Consider the following 15,525-nt stretch of genomic DNA (forward strand, 5'->3'; position numbering starts at 1 on the left):
GCGCGTCGCCACTTGAGCGCAGCCCGGCCTGTCGCCAATAGGCGTATTATGTCCGAAGATCTGTTTGCCAATACGCCCACCTCCAGCGGCGATTACGACGCTTCCTCGATCGAGGTTCTCGAAGGGCTGGAGCCCGTGCGCCGCCGCCCGGGCATGTATATCGGCGGGACCGACGATCGCGCGCTGCATCACCTCGCTGCCGAAGTGCTCGACAATGCGATGGACGAAGCCGTTGCCGGCCACGCCTCGCGGATCGAGGTTTCGCTGGAGGAAGGCAACCGGCTGACGATCGCCGACAACGGCCGCGGCATTCCGGTCGCCGAACACCCCAAATTCCCCGGCAAGTCCACGCTCGAGGTGATCCTCTCCACCCTGCATTCGGGCGGCAAGTTTTCGGGCAAGGCCTATGCCACCAGCGGCGGCCTTCACGGCGTGGGCGTGTCGGTGGTCAATGCGCTGTCCAGCCACACCCGGGTGGAGGTCGCACGGGATCGGCAGCTCTACGCCCAGGAGTTTGCGCGCGGCGCGGCGCTGGGCGAGTTGCAGGAACTCGGCCCCACCCCCAACCGCCGCGGCACGACCGTCGCGTTCACCCCCGACAGCGAGATTTTCGGCGAACGGCAGTTCAGCCCGAAGCGGCTGTTCAAGCTGGCCCGATCGAAGGCGTACTTGTTCGCCGGGGTGGAGATCCGCTGGAAGTGCGCTGCTGCGCTGACCAGCGAGGACGTGCCGGCCGAAGCGGTCTTCAAGTTCCCCGGCGGCCTTGCCGACCACCTGACCGAACAAGTGGGCGATCGCGAGTGCGTCACCAGTCAGCCATTCGCCGGAACGCAGGATTTTCCCGATGGCCAGGGCCGCGTCGAATGGGCGATCGCCTGGCCGCTGTGGTCGGACGGCTCGACCAGCTGGTACTGCAATACCGTTCCGACACCCGACGGGGGCACGCACGAACAGGGTCTGCGGGCGGCACTGACGAAGGGCTTGCGCGCGTTCGGCGAACTGGTGGGGCAGAAGAAGGCGAAAGATATCTCTGCCGACGATGTGATGACCGGCGCGGAGACCATGCTCAGCGTCTTCATCCGCGATCCCCAGTTCCAGAGCCAGACCAAGGACCGCCTGACTTCGCCCGAAGCCGCACGACTGGTCGAAAACGCGGTGCGCGATCATTTTGACCACTTCCTGTCTGACAACATGGAGCGCGGCAAGGCGCTGCTCGGCGCGGTGATGGAACGCATGGACGAACGGCTCCGGCGCAAGCAGGAACGCGAGGTCAAGCGCAAGACGGCGACCAATGCGAAGAAGCTGCGCCTGCCGGGCAAGCTGACCGATTGCAGCGGGGAGACGGGCGGCGAGACCGAGCTTTTCATCGTGGAGGGCGACAGCGCCGGCGGCAGCGCCAAGCAGGCGCGCGACCGCAAGACCCAGGCGATTCTCCCGATCCGTGGCAAGATCCTCAACGTCGCTTCCGCCAGCGCGGACAAGATCCGCGCGAACAGCGAAATCGCCGATCTCGCCCTCGCCCTCGGCTGCGGCACGCGCAAGGATTGCGACGTGGAGAGCCTGCGTTACGACCGCATCGTGATCATGACCGACGCCGATGTCGACGGCGCGCATATTGCGACCTTGTTGATGACGTTCTTCTTCCAGGAAATGCCCGAGGTCGTGCGCCGCGGGCACCTGTTTCTAGCCCAGCCCCCGCTCTATCGCCTGACCGCCGGCAAGGAGAGCGCCTATGCCCGCGACGACGCCCATCGCGCGGAGCTGGAAGCCACGCTGTTCAAGGGGAAGAAGGTGGAAGTCGGTCGGTTCAAGGGGCTCGGCGAAATGAACCCTCAGCAGTTGCGCGAAACGACGATGAACCCCGAAACGCGCAGCCTGATCCGTATTACCCTGCCGGCCGAGCACGAGCAGCGCCACGCGGTGAAGGAGCTGGTCGACCAGCTGATGGGGCGGAACCCGGAACACCGGTTCAACTTCATCCAGAACCGCGCCGGCGAATTCGATCGCGAAATGATCGACGCCTGAGCGCCCGCCGGCGGGCCTATTCGACGCGGCGGGTGTGGATGTGCAGATGCCCCGTCAACGTGCGATGGACAGGGCACTTGTCGGCAATGTCCATGATCCTGGTGCGTTGTTCGTCGGTCAGCTCGCCGTCGAGTTCTATCCGGCGGTTGAGCGCCTGGATCCGGCCCTCCTCCCCCTCGACAACATGTGCGCAGTCTTCCTGATGATTGCGATCGTGCGTCAGGTGGATCGTGGCCCCCTCCAGCGGCCATTCGCGCCGTTCGGCATACATTCGCATGGTCATCGCGGTGCATGTGCCGAGAGCCGCCAGCAGGAGGTCGTAAGGCGTCGGTCCGCTGTCGTCCCCGCCATAGCTCGCCGGTTCGTCGGCAACGAAGCGGTGGCTCGCGGTGTGAACCTCCGTGCCGAATTTCCCATGCCCGGTTTTCACCACGATGCCATCGTCGGGCATCGGCCAGTCGTCCCGAATCGGGAGATAGCGGCTGCTCCAGCCCGCGATGACCGTTGCCGCGAAATTCGCATCGCGTTCGTCGAGCAGGAGATGGTCGGCCCCCTCGAGGCTCACGAAACTCTTGGGATGGCGCGCGGCCTGGAACAGGACGCCTGCATTCTCGATGCCCACCAGGTCGTCGGTCGGCGAATGCAGCAGCAGCAGCGGCACGCGCAATTTTCCGACTTCTGCGACCAGGTCGATGTTCTCCACCCGCTCCAGAAATTCGCGGCTCAGTTCGAAGGAACGGCCTCCGATCGAGACCGAGCCGGAACCGCGTTCGCGAATCGCGGACAGGTCGCCTTCGATGCGTTCCAGCACGTGCGGCACGTTCGAAGGCGCGCCGATGGTCGCAATTGCCGCAACCCGGTCGAAACCGAGGCCGCCGGCTGCGGCCAGCACCGCCGCCCCGCCCAGGCTGTGCCCGACCAGCAATATCCTGTTGCCGAAACGGTCGGCCAGATAGCGGGCGGCCGCGATCAAATCGGCAACGTCGGTGGCGAAGCCGGCGCGCCCGAACTCCCCGCCGCTGCCGCCGAGACCGGTGAAATCGAAACGCAGGCACGCGATTCCCTCCCGCGCCAATGCCCGGGCGGTCGCGACCGCCGCCTTGCTCTGGCGCGTGCACGTAAAGCAGTGCGCGAATAGGGCGGCACCGCGCACAAGGCCCGTCGGCAGTTCGAGAGATCCGGCCAGTTCGTGTCCGGCTTCGGTCGCGACGCTGATATTTTCGGTGGGCATCGATGCTCCCCAGGTTGACGCGTGAATCGTTTCGCGCCCGGCTTACCCGCTGCCGCGCCGGATACGAAATTTCGGCGACGGGGAGAAAACGAAACCGGACGATGTGCCCGACCCCCTATCAGGGAATCGGTTCGTTTCAGCGACAGCGCTCTCGACGCGCTTGCCCGAAGCGTCCACGATTGCAGCGCAACAAGGGGAACCACGCCATGATCCGACCGATCGCCGCTTCGCTTGCCCTGGGCCTTGCCGTTCCGTCCGCTCCGCTTGCCGCGCAGGTGCCGCCAGCAGAAAGCGCGGTGCCCGCGCCGCTCGAGGCGGCTGCCGAAGGCGTGGTGGCCGTCCTCCGCGAGGAGCGACCGGCGCGCGAGGTGTTCGCTCCGTCGTTTCTCGCGGCAGTGTCCGAAACGCAACTGAGGGCCATGATGCAGCAGATGACCCGGCAGTTCGGCGCGCTTCACGGATTGGAGAACGTCGCGAGTACCGGCACCGGCGCCGGCGTGATCGCGCTCCGATTCGACCGGGCGATCGCGCGCGGGCCCGTGCGGCTCGACCCGGACGGGCGAGTCACGGGGTTGTTGCTGAACCAGTTCGATCCGATCGACGACGGAGCGGACAAGATCGTGGCCGATCTCGCCGCGCTGCCTGGCAGGATCAGCGTCTATTACGCCCTGCTGGACGACCAGGTCGATCCGATCCTGGCGATCGACGCCGATGCGCAATATGCGATCGGATCGACCTTCAAGCTCTATGTCCTGTCGGCCCTGGCTCGCCAGGTGGTCAGGGGCGAGCGTTCGTGGGACGAAGTCGTGCGCCTCGACAGACGCTCCTTGCCGAGCGGAATATCGCAGGACTGGCCCGAGGGGTCCCCCGTGACGCTGCAGACGCTCGCCACCCTCATGATATCTCTCAGCGATAACACGGCGACAGATCAGCTTATCGCAGTCGTCGGCCGCGACGCCATTGCCGAGGAACTGCGAGCCAGCGGCCACTCGGCGCCCGACATTACCCTGCCGTTTCTTACCACGCTCGAACTGTTCGGCCTCAAAGGCGATCTTCAGCACGGGCTTGCCTATGCCGCGGCGGGCGAGGACGAGCAGGCCCGGCTGATCGATGCATTCTCGACCGAAATCGCCGGCGATCCCGAACGGATAATCAAGCCGACATTCACCCGGCCGACGGCGATCGACACACTCGAATGGTTTGCCAGCGGGCGCGATCTGGCTTCGCTCATGCGGCGCATTGTCGCGCTCGACGATCCCACCGCGCGCCGAATCATGGCGATCGATCCGGCCTTGCCCGAAGGGCGCCGTCAAGACTGGCGCTACGTCGGGTACAAGGGCGGGTCGGAGCCGGGTGTCCTCAACCTGACCTGGCTTCTGCAGGATCAAGAGGGCGAATGGCGTATCCTGACCTTGAGCTGGAACAATCCCGATGCCCCGCTCGACGCGGGCGCGCTGGAACCGATCGCCCAGCGCATACTCGCTTTACCTTAGGGCCAGAGCGACCCCAGAGAGATCAAGATATATAGAACTCTTTATATCTTTCTTGACAATACGAGCGATCGGGGCTTTGTAGGGCCGGTCGAGGTTCCTCGTGCAGGGCGATGCGATTCGCACTTTCGCGAGGCTAAGACGGGAAGCCGGTGACGTCCCGCGGGGATGAAGTCCGGCGCTGCCCCCGCAACTGTAGGCGGAGAGCGGTGCCCCAATTCGACCACTGGTTCCGCCGGGCGGAACCGGGAAGGTTCGGGGCCATCGCGACGACCCGCGAGCCAGGAGACCTGCCTGCGACGCGATAACGTTCTTCGGACGGGGGTTCTTCCGGCGGACGCGCGATAGAAAGGTGCCCTGTATCGGGCCTCCACCTTGCCGCGCGCACGCCCGACCGATCTCCGCCCGCGATGCGAGGTGATACGATCGATGCCGAATATGCCCCATCCGGCCTTCGTTTGCCGCCCGATCCGAATGTGCATGCGCGCCGGGTCTGTCTGACGCGGCGCGCTGCCCCTCACCGCAAACCGACTGATCGAAGAACCAGCAACGGCCGGGCGAAAGCGCGCGGCCGGAGGAGACGACTCATGCCCGTTACCACCGCCAATCTCGGCTTCCCCCGCATCGGTCCGCGCCGCGAACTGAAGAAGGCGCTCGAAGCCTTTTGGGCCGGAAGCATCGACGAAAGCGCGCTGCGCGAAACCGCACGCTCGCTGCGCGCCGCCAACTGGGCGCGGCAGAGCGCGGCCGGAATCGCCGTGCTGCCGAGCAACGATTTCTCGCTCTACGACCAGGTGCTCGACACCAGCGTGATGCTCGGTGCCATTCCGCAGGCCTACCGCGACCTGGGAGCGCCCGATTCGCTCGAGGTCTATTTCGCAATGGCGCGCGGAACGCGATCGGACGCCGAGCGCGAAGACGATGCGGCCTGTAGCCACCGGCAGGAAAGCGACGGCCTGCCGGCGCAGGAAATGACCAAGTGGTTCGACACCAACTATCACTACATGGTCCCCGAGGTAGAGCCGGGCCAGGCGTTCTCGCTCTGCGCGGCCAAGCCGCTGGGCGAATTTGCGGAAGCACTGGCGCTTGGCCATCGCTCGCGCCCCGTGGTGATCGGCCCGGTGACCTGGCTGTTGCTGGCAAAATCGCGCACACCCGGGTTTGCTCCGCTCACGCTGCTCCCCGCCCTGCTGCCGGTCTATCGCGAACTGCTGGCACAGCTGCGCGCCGCCGGCGCCGAATGGGTGCAGATCGACGAGCCGGCACTGGTGACGGATCTGGACGAGACCGCGCGCGAGGCGTTTCGTACCGCCTATGCCGACCTGGGCAGTGCAGCAGGTCCGCAGATCATGCTCACGACCTATTTCGGCGGTCTGGAGGAAAATCTCGACCTTGCCCTGTCGCTTCCCGTCGCCGGTCTGCACCTCGACCTGGTCCGCGCGCCCGATCAGCTGGAGCCTGCCTTGACGCACGCGAGAGAGGATCTCGTGCTTTCCCTGGGCGTGATTGACGGGCGCAACGTGTGGAAGGCCGATCTCGGCGCTCTGATCGATCGGCTCGCCCCCGTTGTGAAGGCCCGCCGCGCAATCCAGATCGCTCCATCCTGCTCGCTGCTTCACGCGCCGATCGATCTCGCGCTCGAAACCGAACTCGACCCGCAGATCGCCGACTGGCTCGCATTCGGCGTGCAGAAGCTGGAGGAACTGGCGCTGCTGGGCCTCGGGCTGGAACGCGGGCGCTACGTCGTTGCCGACGAGCTGTCGGCCAATGCCGATGCGATCGCGGCCCGGCGCGGCTCCCCGCTGACCAACGATCGCGCGGTGCGCGAGCGGGTCGCGGGGATCACGCCCGCGTCGGCGCGCCGCGATATGCCCTTCGCGCGGCGGATCGAACGCCAGCGCGAACATCTCCGCCTTCCGCCGTTGCCGACCACCACCATCGGATCGTTTCCCCAGACCGGCGCCGTGCGTAAAGCCCGTGCCGATCATCGCAAGGGCACGCTCGACCGTGCGGGCTACGAAGCGTTCCTGCGCGAAGAAACCGGGCGGGCGATCCGCTGGCAGGAGGATATCGGCCTCGACGTGCTCGTCCACGGAGAGTTCGAGCGCAACGACATGGTCCAGTATTTCGGCGAACAGCTATCCGGCTTCGCGTTCACCCGCGCCGGATGGGTGCAGAGCTACGGCTCGCGCTGCGTGCGTCCACCGATCCTCTATGGCGATGTCTCGCGCCCGCGCGCGATGACGGTGGACTGGTGGCGCCATGCCCAGAGCCTGACCGAACGCCCCGTGAAAGGGATGCTGACCGGCCCGATCACGATCCTGCAATGGTCGTTCGTGCGCGACGATCAGCCGCGTGCCGAAACCTGCCGCCAGATCGCGCTGGCGATCCGCGACGAAGCGAACGACCTCGAAGCCGCGGGCGCGCGGATCATCCAGATCGACGAAGCTGCCCTGCGCGAAGGGCTGCCGCTCCGCCGCGCGGGCTGGGACGAGTATCTGGACTGGGCGGTCGAATGCTTCCGCCTGGCGGCATCCGGCGTCGCGCCGGAAACGCAGATCCATACCCACATGTGCTATTCGGAATTCAACGATATCATCGCCGCGATCGGGGCGATGGATGCCGATGTCATCTCGATCGAAACCGCCCGGTCGAAGATGGAATTGCTCGATGCCTTCGCCAGCTACCGCTATCCGGCGGAGATCGGACCGGGGGTCTACGATATCCATTCGCCCCGTGTTCCGCCGGCAGACGAGATAGAGGCCCTGCTGCGCAAGGCCTCTGCCGCAATCGATCCGCGGCAGCTGTGGGTCAATCCCGATTGCGGCCTGAAAACCCGCAAGTGGGAAGACGTGCGCCCTGCCCTGACCAACATGGTCGCGGCGGCCCGGTCGGTTCGCGGCACGCTCGCCTGACCGGCCTGGCGTGGCGGCCGGGGCGAGCGCCTTTGCCCCGGCCGCGCCCGTCGTTGCCGTTCGTCCTGCGAGCGGGCGGGTCTCAACCGACGCCCGTCACCAGGTGCCGCATCATGCGCCGCGCAGCCGCCCAGACGGCATTGCGACCACCTTCCCCGATCATGTCGCGGACGAACGCGTCGAACCGGGCGCGTTCGCCGCGCGCCGCCGCAGTCGCCAGATCGACCAGCAGCATTTCGTCGTAGCTGAAGGCGGGCTGGCACGGGGGGTTGAGAACGATCTTCTCCGGCCATGCCCGCCCCGCCTCGTCCATGAATACATGGAAGCTCTGCACCGCGCACAGCGTGCCGAGATGCCGGGCAAGCCCGCGGTGCGAATAGTCGTTCACATTTCGCGCCAGGTGGGTGTAGCGCATCGCGCAGACCAGCCGCGCCTGGACCGGCGGCACGGTCCGCAGGTCCGGCGTGCTGGTGAGCTGGGCAAGATCAAAAGCCACGAAACGCCTCCTTCGATGAAACGCGCTCGAACGGGCACCGGGCCGCCACGCCCGGGGCCGCGCCCGGCAAGGCGGTGCCTTCCTCGATCGCGAAGGCGCGGCGCACGACCATCGCCGCCCAGCAGATCGCACCGGGAAGGCCGTGCGGCACCTGAACGACGGCGACAGCAGGCCGCAGCGCGGGCGCGATCGAGACCACCCCCAGCAGCGCGCGCTCGTCGGGCGAGAGGCGCTGGCTGCAACAACGTTCCGCGTGCAGCGGCCGCCCCAGGTGCGCTTCGATCAATTCGAACAGGCTGGCGCAGGCCGGCACGGCCTCGTCGGGCAGATCGAGCGGCGCGACGATTTCCTGCATTCGGGCGAAGTCGCCCGCGCCCGCTCCCGCTGCACGGCAGGCCGACCAGGCCCTGAACAATCGCACCAATATGCCTTGCGCAAATTTCTCTCTTCCCGTTGCCATGTTTCCTCTCCCCGGCGAATGCGACGACTGCGAAAGGGCGGCGCTAGCCGACGAAAGCACGCTCGATAACGAACTGGCCCGGCCGCGAATTGCTGCCTTCGACGAAGCCGCGCGCTTCCAGGTCGACCGCATGATCCCTGATCATGGCCATGCTGCCGCACAGCATGATGCGATCGCCCTGCGGGTCGAAGCACCGGGGGCCGCTCACGCGTTCGAACAGCGTCCCCCGTTCGATCAGGCGCGCGATCCGGCCCTGCGTTCCGAAAGGCTCGCGCGTGACGGTGGGCAGGTAATGGAACTGCAGCAGCGCCTCGTCCTGGACGAGGGGATCGCCCGCCAGCTGCCCTTCCAGCAGGTCGCGCCAAGCAAGGTCGGCGACCTGGCGCACGCAATGGACCAGCACGATCTCGGCAAAGCGGGCGTAAACCTCGGGATCCCTGACCAGGCTCATGAACGGCGCGATCCCGGTTCCGGTCGACAGCAGGAACAGGCGGCGGCCGGGCAGGAGCGCGTCGGTCACCAGCGTGCCGGTTGCCTTCCTGCCCAGATAGACCGGGTCGCCCGCGCGGATATGGCGCAGGCGCGAGGTCAGCGGCCCATCCTCGATTTTGACCGACAGGAATTCCAGCTCGTCGGCATAGGCCGGGCTGGCGATCGAATAGGCGCGCAGCAAGGGCCGTCCATCGCCGGGCAGGCCGACCATCGCGAATTCTCCCGATCGGAAGCGGAAGCCCGGCGGCCGGGTAATGGCGAAGCAGAACAGCCGATCGGTCAGATGGCGAACGCGCGTCACCGTTTCCACCGCAAGCGCTGCCGAAGGACTGAAGGCTGCGCGATCTATGGCCTGATGTGTCAAGAACAGGTTCCCGTGATGGAGAGTCGTTAATTGCGAGTGATTGTCATTAGCGACTCTGGAGCAGAAACGTCAACAGCGGACCGACATTGCCCGGCCCCGTTTCTCCCCAGCCCGTTTCTGCGCGGTGCCGAAACGCGTGGACAAGTTTGCCCCGCCCCCGGACGCAGCGCGTCTCGGGATCGGCAGGGACCGGCAGATGGGCGGTTCGGTCAGGCCAGCTTCGGGGGCAGCGCAAAAAGACCCGCATACTGCAGCGCAAGCGCATGATCGCCCTCGATCACAAGGCCCGCATCGCGCTCCAGATCGTCCCAGGGTATATCGGCGTAGAGTCCGCCGGCCACGACCGAGGCCGTGGGCGCGCGGAATACCGTATCGGCGTCGGCCGGGTCGGCACGGCGAATTGGCAGCGCGCCCTCCGCCGGTTCTGCGACGAACCCTTCTTCTCCGATGACAAACCCGATCCTGCCCCGGATCGCCCCGACCCGTTCCTTGTCCACCATCGTGCGCATGGAAAGCATCAGGGAGACGGGTGAAAGCGGCAGAGTGGGATCGTGCGCGCTCGATTGCGCCGCCCATCGCCCCGCTTCCTGGATCAGCGGCTCGGCGGCATAGCCCCATGGGGTCAGTTCATAGACCTGCATCTTTCCCGGAGGGGGAAGCTGCCGCTTGGTCAGAACACCCGCTTCCTCCAGCGAAGCGAGCCGTTCGGTCAGAACTTTGGCGCTGATCCCGGGCAAGCTCGCGCGGATGTCGGAGAAACGAAGCGCGCCCAGCATGAGTTCGCGCACGATCAGCAGCGACCAGCGCTCCCCCACCAGCTCCATGGCAAAGGCCGTTCCGCAAGCGTCGCGATACCATTTGCCGTGGAGGGATAGATCCATTTTGATTTCTTTTTGTAACTTCATGGTTGCCTTTTGTAACTGAGTCGTTCAGAAAATGCAAGGTCGATTCGCTGCGAACAGAGGAGAGCGCCCGATGCCACGAATGATCTTTGTGAACCTGCCCGTTGCCGACCTCGACCGGTCGAAGGCATTCTACGAAGCCGTGGGATTCACCAACAATCCGCAATTCTCCGACGAGAATGCGGCGTGCATGGTCTGGTCCGAGGCGATCCATGTCATGCTGCTGAAACACGATTTCTGGAAAACCTTCACCAGCAAGGCGATCCCCGATGCAAAGGCCAGCGCGCAGGTCATGCTCGCGCTCAGCCATGACAGCGTGGCCGATGTCGATGCCATAGTGGAACGTGCGGGCGAAGCGGGCGGCTCGCTCGACCCGACACCAAGGCAGGACCTCGGGTTCATGTACGGGCGCAGCTTCGAAGACCCCGACGGTCATATCTGGGAGAACGCCTTTATGGACATGTCCGCGGTCCCCGACGGCGAAACGCCCGCTCCCGACAGTGGCGACAACGGCGCCCTCCAGAGAACCTGATCGATGACCGGCAGCCCTTCCCTGCCCTCCCACCTTCGGGTCCGCTTGATTGAGGGTCGAGGTGCTCGGCTCCGTCTTGTCAACTGATGCGGCAAAGGATTGATTATCATGCCCCTCGATAAACACGCTTCGATTACCATCACGGCTTACGACTGGGTGCCGGACTTCGCACGCGGCCTGGTCCGCGACCTGCGGGTGCGCTGGGCGCTGGAGGAGGTCGGACTGGACTACCGCGTCGAATACCTGCCGCAGGGAACGCAGAAGATGCCGCCGCATCGCCGGCGCCAGCCGTTCGGCCAGGTTCCGACATACGAAGAAGGCGATCTGACACTGTTCGAATCCGGTGCGATCGTGCTTCATATCGCCGATCGCGCACCGGGCCTGTTGCCCGGCGGGCCCGACGCCCGGGCGAGAGCCACGCAGTGGGTGATCGCGGCGCTCAACACCATCGAACCGCATCTGAGCGACTGGGCCTTGGCGACGATTTTCGAAGCCGGAGAACCGTGGTCCCTGCCCCGCAAGCCGGCGATCCGCGAGCGGATCGACGAACGCCTGGGCGAGCTGTCGGCGCGCCTGGGAACGAACGATTGGCTGGAAGGCGATTTCTGCGTCGGCGATCTGGTGATGGTCGCGACGCTCCAACAGGTCGACGACGAACTCGCCGACCTGTTCGACCGCTATCCCAATCTCGCCGACTATCGCGCGCGCGGCGAGGCGCGCCCTGCCTATCGCCGCGCGCTTCAGGATCATCTCGCAGGATTTACGGGCAGCCCTCCTCCGGGCTGGGCCGAGGATCAGGAAAAGGAAGCTCTATCATGACCTATATCGAAGGATTCGTGGCCGCCGTCCCGACCGCCAACGAAGCTACCTATACCGAGCACGCCCGCGAGGCGTCGGGCCTGTTCAAGGAGTTCGGCGTTGCCCGGATGGTGGAAACCTGGGGCGACGACGTCCCGCACGGCGAAGTCACGGACTTCTACCGGGCAGTCGAGGCGAAAGACGACGAGACGGTCGTGTTCTCGTGGTTCGAATATCCCGACAAGGCCGCCCGCGATGCCGCCAACGAGAAAATCGTCAACGACGACCGGATGAAGGCGTTCGGCGAAACGATGCCCTTCGACGGCAAGCGCATGATTTTCGCCGGATTCGACACCATCGTGGACGAAGGCGATCGCGGAACGCCGGGCTATGTCGACGGGATCGTCCTGCCGGTTCATCCCGACAAGAAGGACGCCTATCGCGAAATGGCGCAGACCATGGCGCACAAGTTCGTCGAAGCAGGTGCCGTGCGCGTGATGGAAGCCTGGGGCGACGATGTGCCAGCCGGGGAAACGACCGATTTCCGCCGCGCCGCAAAGGCGCAGGATGGGGAGACCGTGGTATTCTCCTACATCGGATGGCCCGACAAGCCGACCCGCGACAAGGCCTGGGAAAAGATCATGGAAGATCCCGAAATGCACCCCGATGGCGACATGCCTTTCGATGGAAAGCGCATGTTCTGGGGCGGTTTCCGTCCGATCCTCGACCTCTGAGGCCCGAACGGCTCCGGCCATCTGCTCCATAATTTCGGAGAGAGAACAATGTACGTGAACGGATTCATCCTGGCGGTGCCTGCCGACAAGAAGGACGCCTACAGGGACGTCGCCGAGAAATTCTGGGAAGTCGTCAAGGACTATGGCGCGAAATCGCAGGTCGAATGCTGGGAGGTCGATGTGCCCGATGGCGAGACCACCGATTTCCGCCGGGCGGTCAAGTGCGAGGAAGGCGAGAAAGTCGTCTTCTCCTGGGTGACCTGGGAGGACAAGGAAACCGCCGATGCCAGCCACGACAAGATGATGGCGGACGAGCGGATGAAGACTCTCTTCGGCAACCCCGACGGCAGCGACATGCCCTTCGACGGCAAGCGCATGGTCTATGGCGGGTTCGAACCGCTCGTGTGGAAGGAGGCCTGAGCATGACGGAAGATCGCGGAGCCTTCGTCTGGTACGAATTGATGACCACCGATCGCGCAGCGGCGGCGGCCTTCTACCGATCGGTGATCGGATGGACATTCGGCGATACGAGTTCCTCGCCGCCCGGCGGGCCCGACTATCGTATGATCCAGCGCACCGACGGCGGCCTCACGGGCGGCGTCCTGACACTGACCGACGCCATGTGCGAAGGCGGCGCCAGGCCCGGCTGGCTGGGCTACATCCATCACCCCGATGTCGACGGCGCCGTGGCACGGATCGTCGACGCGGGCGGTGCCGCGCATATCGCGCCCCACGACATGGAAGGCGTGGGCCGGATTGCGCTGGTCGAGGACCCTCAGGGGGCGCCGATCTATATCATGAATCCCACCCCTCCCCCGGATCGACCGGACGCGAAAAGCGATGCGTTCGACCACGAGAAGGCGCAGCACGTTCGCTGGAACGAACTGCAGACGACGGACTGCGATGCCGCAATCGCGCTCTACACCGAACTGTTCGGGTGGGAGCAGAAGGACAGCATGCCGATGGGCGAACTGGGCGAGTATCGCTTCATCCATCGCGGCGAAACGATGATCGGTGCGATCATGCCCAAAACGCCAGCAGTGCCGCAATCCGTCTGGTCCTATTACGTCGGCGTGGACGACATCGACCGGGCGGCACGGGCCGTGATCGACGGCGGCGGCCGTCTTCTCGACGAGATTATGGAGATCCCCGGCGGCGAATTCGCTGTCCAGTGCATGGACCCGCAGGGCGCCACCATCGGGCTGGTCGGCCCGCGCAGGAATTGAGGAGCAAGGCAATGAACAAGAACACGATCTGTCTCTGGTTCGACCGGGATGCGGAGGAAGCGGCGCGCTTCTATGCCGCGACCTTCCCCGACAGCGAAGTGACGGCGGTGCGCACCGCGCCCACCGATTTCCCGGGCGGGAAGAAAGGCGACGCGCTGACGGTGGAATTCACCGTCTGCGGCATTCCCTGCCTCGGCCTCAACGGCGGCCCGTCATTCCCGCAGACCGAGGCTTTCTCGTTCCAGATCGCGACCGACGACCAGGAGGAAACCGACCGGTACTGGAATGCGATCGTCGGCAATGGGGGCGAGGAATCGGCCTGTGGCTGGTGCCGCGACAAGTGGGGCCTCAACTGGCAGATCACGCCGCGCACCCTGACCGAAGCGATGGCCGCCGGTGGCGACGAAGCCGCACGGGCCTTCGAGGCCATGATGCAGATGCGCAAGATCGACGTTGCCGCGATCGACGCCGCCCGGCGCGGAGGCTGACCATGGGCCGCAGAATAATCGGCGGCGCGTTCATCTCGCTCGACGGCGTGATACAGGCGCCGGGCGGGCCGGAGGAGGATACCACCGGCGGCTTCGCATACGGGGGCTGGCTGGCCAATCTGTTCGAAGAGGCTGTCGCCAACCAGGTCGATACCCTGCTGTCGATGCCGTTCGACCTGTTGCTGGGCCGGCGTACCTACGACATTTTCGCGGGACACTGGCCTCACCAGCCGCAGGACGACCCGATCGCGGCCATGTTCGCCCAGGCGCGGAAGTACGTGCTTACCGGATCGGATCGGCAGCTCGAATGGCAGGGCAGCCATCGCCTGGTCGACCTCGACGCGCTCGCCGCGCTGAAGCGCCAGGAAGGGCCCGATCTCGTCATCCAGGGCAGTTCGACGCTCTATCCGCAACTGCTCGAACGCAAGCTGCTCGACCGGCTGGTGCTGATGACTGCGCCGGTGACGCTGGGCGCAGGCAAGCGGCTGTTCGGCGATGGGACGCCTGCCCGCACGTTCCGGCTGATCGAGCAACGCATTGGCGCGAACGGCAGCGTCCTGTCGACGTACGAACCCAACGGCGCTCTCGAAACCGGGACGTTCGCCAGCCAGGAGCCGAGCGAGCCGGAGATGGAGCGGCGGCGCAAGATGCAGGAAGGGACCTGGTGATGCTTGCACTCTACGGCCATCCGTTCTCGGCTTACACCTGGAAAGCGCTGATCCCGCTCTACGCCAACGGGACGCCGTTCGAACTCAGGGAAGTCGGCCCCGATCATCCCGCGCATGCCGAATTCGTGCAGGCCGCGCATCCCGGCGGGAAGTTTCCCGTGCTGATCGATGGCGACACCACGGTGATCGAAGCGACCGCGATCGTCGAGCATCTGGCGCTGCATCATCCCGGCCCCGCGCCGCTGATCCCTGCCGATCCCGCGCAGGCCACGGTCGTTCGCATGCTCGACCGGGTGTTCGACAATTACGTGATGGGCAGCCTGATGCGGGCCGTAAACGCCTATCTCGCCGACCGCGACAATCCCGATCCCGACGACGTGCGCCTGGGCAAGTCCGGGCTACGGCGAGCCTACGAATGGCTGGAAGCCTGGCTGGGTGCGAACAGTCTGCCCGCCCATGTCTCGCTGGTGACCTGTGCCGCGGCGCCGTCGCTATTCTATGCCGACTGGGTGGAGCCGATTCCCGCCGAGTGCCCGCGCCTCGCCGCCTTCCGGGCGGAGCTTCTCGCCCTGCCGCCCGTCGTGCGGTGCGTCGACGATGCACGCCCCTATCGGCACTTGTTTCCGCCGGGCGCGCCGGACCGGGATTGAGTTGACGGACCGCCTTCGTTCACTTAATGTTCCATCGAACATTCGGGGAGATTC

At 65.6% G+C, this 15,525-nt stretch carries 16 protein-coding genes and 1 riboswitch; of the genes, 11 read left to right on the forward strand and 5 right to left on the reverse strand.

What is annotated here, in order from left to right; all coding sequences use genetic code 11:
• Positions 1-48: 48 nt before the first annotated feature.
• Positions 49-2,025, forward strand: a complete 1,977-nt coding sequence (parE, locus tag V5F89_RS13435; RefSeq protein ID WP_338446138.1) for a DNA topoisomerase IV subunit B — start codon at positions 49-51, stop codon at positions 2,023-2,025.
• 16 nt (positions 2,026-2,041) lie between these two features.
• On the opposite strand, the gene V5F89_RS13440 is transcribed toward parE, so the two are convergent.
• Positions 2,042-3,256, reverse strand: coding sequence for a bifunctional alpha/beta hydrolase/OsmC family protein (locus V5F89_RS13440; RefSeq protein WP_338446139.1), 1,215 nt, complete (start codon positions 3,254-3,256; stop codon positions 2,042-2,044).
• 206 nt (positions 3,257-3,462) lie between these two features.
• On the opposite strand from V5F89_RS13440, the gene V5F89_RS13445 reads away from it, so the two are divergent.
• A complete protein-coding gene (locus V5F89_RS13445; protein WP_338446140.1) occupies positions 3,463-4,749 on the forward strand; it encodes a serine hydrolase in 1,287 nt (428 codons plus the stop codon).
• Positions 4,750-4,823: 74 nt separating this feature from the next.
• A riboswitch (cobalamin riboswitch) is annotated at positions 4,824-5,059 on the forward strand.
• Positions 5,060-5,333: 274 nt separating this feature from the next.
• Entirely contained in the window at positions 5,334-7,661 is a 2,328-nt protein-coding gene (gene metE / locus V5F89_RS13450) for a 5-methyltetrahydropteroyltriglutamate--homocysteine S-methyltransferase (RefSeq protein ID WP_338446141.1), read from the forward strand.
• 82 nt (positions 7,662-7,743) lie between these two features.
• Here the strand turns inward: metE and V5F89_RS13455 are convergent, their stop codons facing one another.
• The 4 genes from V5F89_RS13455 to V5F89_RS13470 all read right to left on the reverse strand — a co-directional run bounded on the left by V5F89_RS13455 (position 7,744) and on the right by V5F89_RS13470 (position 10,354).
• A complete protein-coding gene (locus V5F89_RS13455) occupies positions 7,744-8,157 on the reverse strand; it encodes a hypothetical protein (RefSeq protein ID WP_338446142.1) in 414 nt (137 codons plus the stop codon).
• Positions 8,147-8,578, reverse strand: a complete 432-nt coding sequence (locus V5F89_RS13460) for a hypothetical protein (RefSeq protein WP_338446143.1) — start codon at positions 8,576-8,578, stop codon at positions 8,147-8,149. Before V5F89_RS13460 ends, V5F89_RS13455 begins: the two co-directional genes overlap by 11 nt.
• Before the next feature lie 82 nt (positions 8,579-8,660).
• Positions 8,661-9,473, reverse strand: a complete 813-nt coding sequence (locus tag V5F89_RS13465; RefSeq protein WP_338446144.1) for a ferredoxin--NADP reductase — start codon at positions 9,471-9,473, stop codon at positions 8,661-8,663.
• A gap of 209 nt (positions 9,474-9,682) precedes the next feature.
• Positions 9,683-10,354: a helix-turn-helix domain-containing protein gene (locus V5F89_RS13470; protein WP_338446145.1), complete on the reverse strand. Its 672-nt coding sequence runs from the start codon at positions 10,352-10,354 to the stop codon at positions 9,683-9,685.
• A gap of 94 nt (positions 10,355-10,448) precedes the next feature.
• Between V5F89_RS13470 and V5F89_RS13475 the strand changes: the two genes are divergently transcribed.
• The 8 genes from V5F89_RS13475 to V5F89_RS13515 all read left to right on the forward strand — a co-directional run bounded on the left by V5F89_RS13475 (position 10,449) and on the right by V5F89_RS13515 (position 15,471).
• Complete coding sequence (locus tag V5F89_RS13475; protein ID WP_338446146.1) at positions 10,449-10,907, forward strand: VOC family protein; 459 nt, start codon at positions 10,449-10,451, stop codon at positions 10,905-10,907.
• A gap of 108 nt (positions 10,908-11,015) precedes the next feature.
• Positions 11,016-11,726 carry a glutathione S-transferase family protein gene (locus V5F89_RS13480; RefSeq protein ID WP_338446147.1) on the forward strand — a complete coding sequence of 237 codons (711 nt, stop codon included), beginning with the start codon at positions 11,016-11,018 and terminating at the stop codon, positions 11,724-11,726.
• Positions 11,723-12,439 carry a DUF1428 domain-containing protein gene (locus V5F89_RS13930; RefSeq protein ID WP_425334359.1) on the forward strand — a complete coding sequence of 239 codons (717 nt, stop codon included), beginning with the start codon at positions 11,723-11,725 and terminating at the stop codon, positions 12,437-12,439. The genes V5F89_RS13480 and V5F89_RS13930 overlap by 4 nt, the downstream gene beginning before the upstream one ends.
• A 48-nt stretch (positions 12,440-12,487) precedes the next feature.
• A complete protein-coding gene (locus tag V5F89_RS13495; RefSeq protein ID WP_338446148.1) occupies positions 12,488-12,859 on the forward strand; it encodes a DUF1428 domain-containing protein in 372 nt (123 codons plus the stop codon).
• Between the two features lie 2 nt (positions 12,860-12,861).
• Positions 12,862-13,665 carry a VOC family protein gene (locus V5F89_RS13500; RefSeq protein ID WP_338446149.1) on the forward strand — a complete coding sequence of 268 codons (804 nt, stop codon included), beginning with the start codon at positions 12,862-12,864 and terminating at the stop codon, positions 13,663-13,665.
• 11 nt (positions 13,666-13,676) lie between these two features.
• A complete protein-coding gene (locus V5F89_RS13505; RefSeq protein WP_338446150.1) occupies positions 13,677-14,153 on the forward strand; it encodes a VOC family protein in 477 nt (158 codons plus the stop codon).
• Positions 14,154-14,155: 2 nt separating this feature from the next.
• Entirely contained in the window at positions 14,156-14,821 is a 666-nt protein-coding gene (locus V5F89_RS13510; protein ID WP_338446151.1) for a dihydrofolate reductase family protein, read from the forward strand.
• A complete protein-coding gene (locus V5F89_RS13515) occupies positions 14,821-15,471 on the forward strand; it encodes a glutathione S-transferase family protein (RefSeq protein WP_338447583.1) in 651 nt (216 codons plus the stop codon). Before V5F89_RS13510 ends, V5F89_RS13515 begins: the two co-directional genes overlap by 1 nt.
• The last annotated feature ends 54 nt before the right edge of the window (positions 15,472-15,525 follow it).

Origin of the sequence: Pelagerythrobacter marensis, from assembly GCF_036700095.1 — a bacterium.
GTDB lineage: Bacteria > Pseudomonadota > Alphaproteobacteria > Sphingomonadales > Sphingomonadaceae > Pelagerythrobacter > Pelagerythrobacter marensis_A.

Excerpts from the sequence above, each read along its gene's own strand:
- V5F89_RS13440 (WP_338446139.1), bottom strand. The coding sequence starts at position 3,256 with ATGCCCACCGAAAATATCAGCGTCGCGACCGAAGCCGGACACGAACTG.
- metE (WP_338446141.1), top strand. The coding sequence starts at position 5,334 with ATGCCCGTTACCACCGCCAATCTCGGCTTCCCCCGCATCGGTCCGCGC.
- V5F89_RS13470 (WP_338446145.1), bottom strand. The coding sequence starts at position 10,354 with ATGGATCTATCCCTCCACGGCAAATGGTATCGCGACGCTTGCGGAACG.
- V5F89_RS13480 (WP_338446147.1), top strand. The coding sequence starts at position 11,016 with ATGCCCCTCGATAAACACGCTTCGATTACCATCACGGCTTACGACTGG.
- V5F89_RS13505 (WP_338446150.1), top strand. The coding sequence starts at position 13,677 with ATGAACAAGAACACGATCTGTCTCTGGTTCGACCGGGATGCGGAGGAA.
- V5F89_RS13495 (WP_338446148.1), top strand. The coding sequence starts at position 12,488 with ATGTACGTGAACGGATTCATCCTGGCGGTGCCTGCCGACAAGAAGGAC.
- V5F89_RS13500 (WP_338446149.1), top strand. The coding sequence starts at position 12,862 with ATGACGGAAGATCGCGGAGCCTTCGTCTGGTACGAATTGATGACCACC.
- V5F89_RS13445 (WP_338446140.1), top strand. The coding sequence starts at position 3,463 with ATGATCCGACCGATCGCCGCTTCGCTTGCCCTGGGCCTTGCCGTTCCG.
- V5F89_RS13930 (WP_425334359.1), top strand. The coding sequence starts at position 11,723 with ATGACCTATATCGAAGGATTCGTGGCCGCCGTCCCGACCGCCAACGAA.
- V5F89_RS13510 (WP_338446151.1), top strand. The coding sequence starts at position 14,156 with ATGGGCCGCAGAATAATCGGCGGCGCGTTCATCTCGCTCGACGGCGTG.
- V5F89_RS13475 (WP_338446146.1), top strand. The coding sequence starts at position 10,449 with ATGCCACGAATGATCTTTGTGAACCTGCCCGTTGCCGACCTCGACCGG.
- parE (WP_338446138.1), top strand. The coding sequence starts at position 49 with ATGTCCGAAGATCTGTTTGCCAATACGCCCACCTCCAGCGGCGATTAC.
- V5F89_RS13515 (WP_338447583.1), top strand. The coding sequence starts at position 14,821 with ATGCTTGCACTCTACGGCCATCCGTTCTCGGCTTACACCTGGAAAGCG.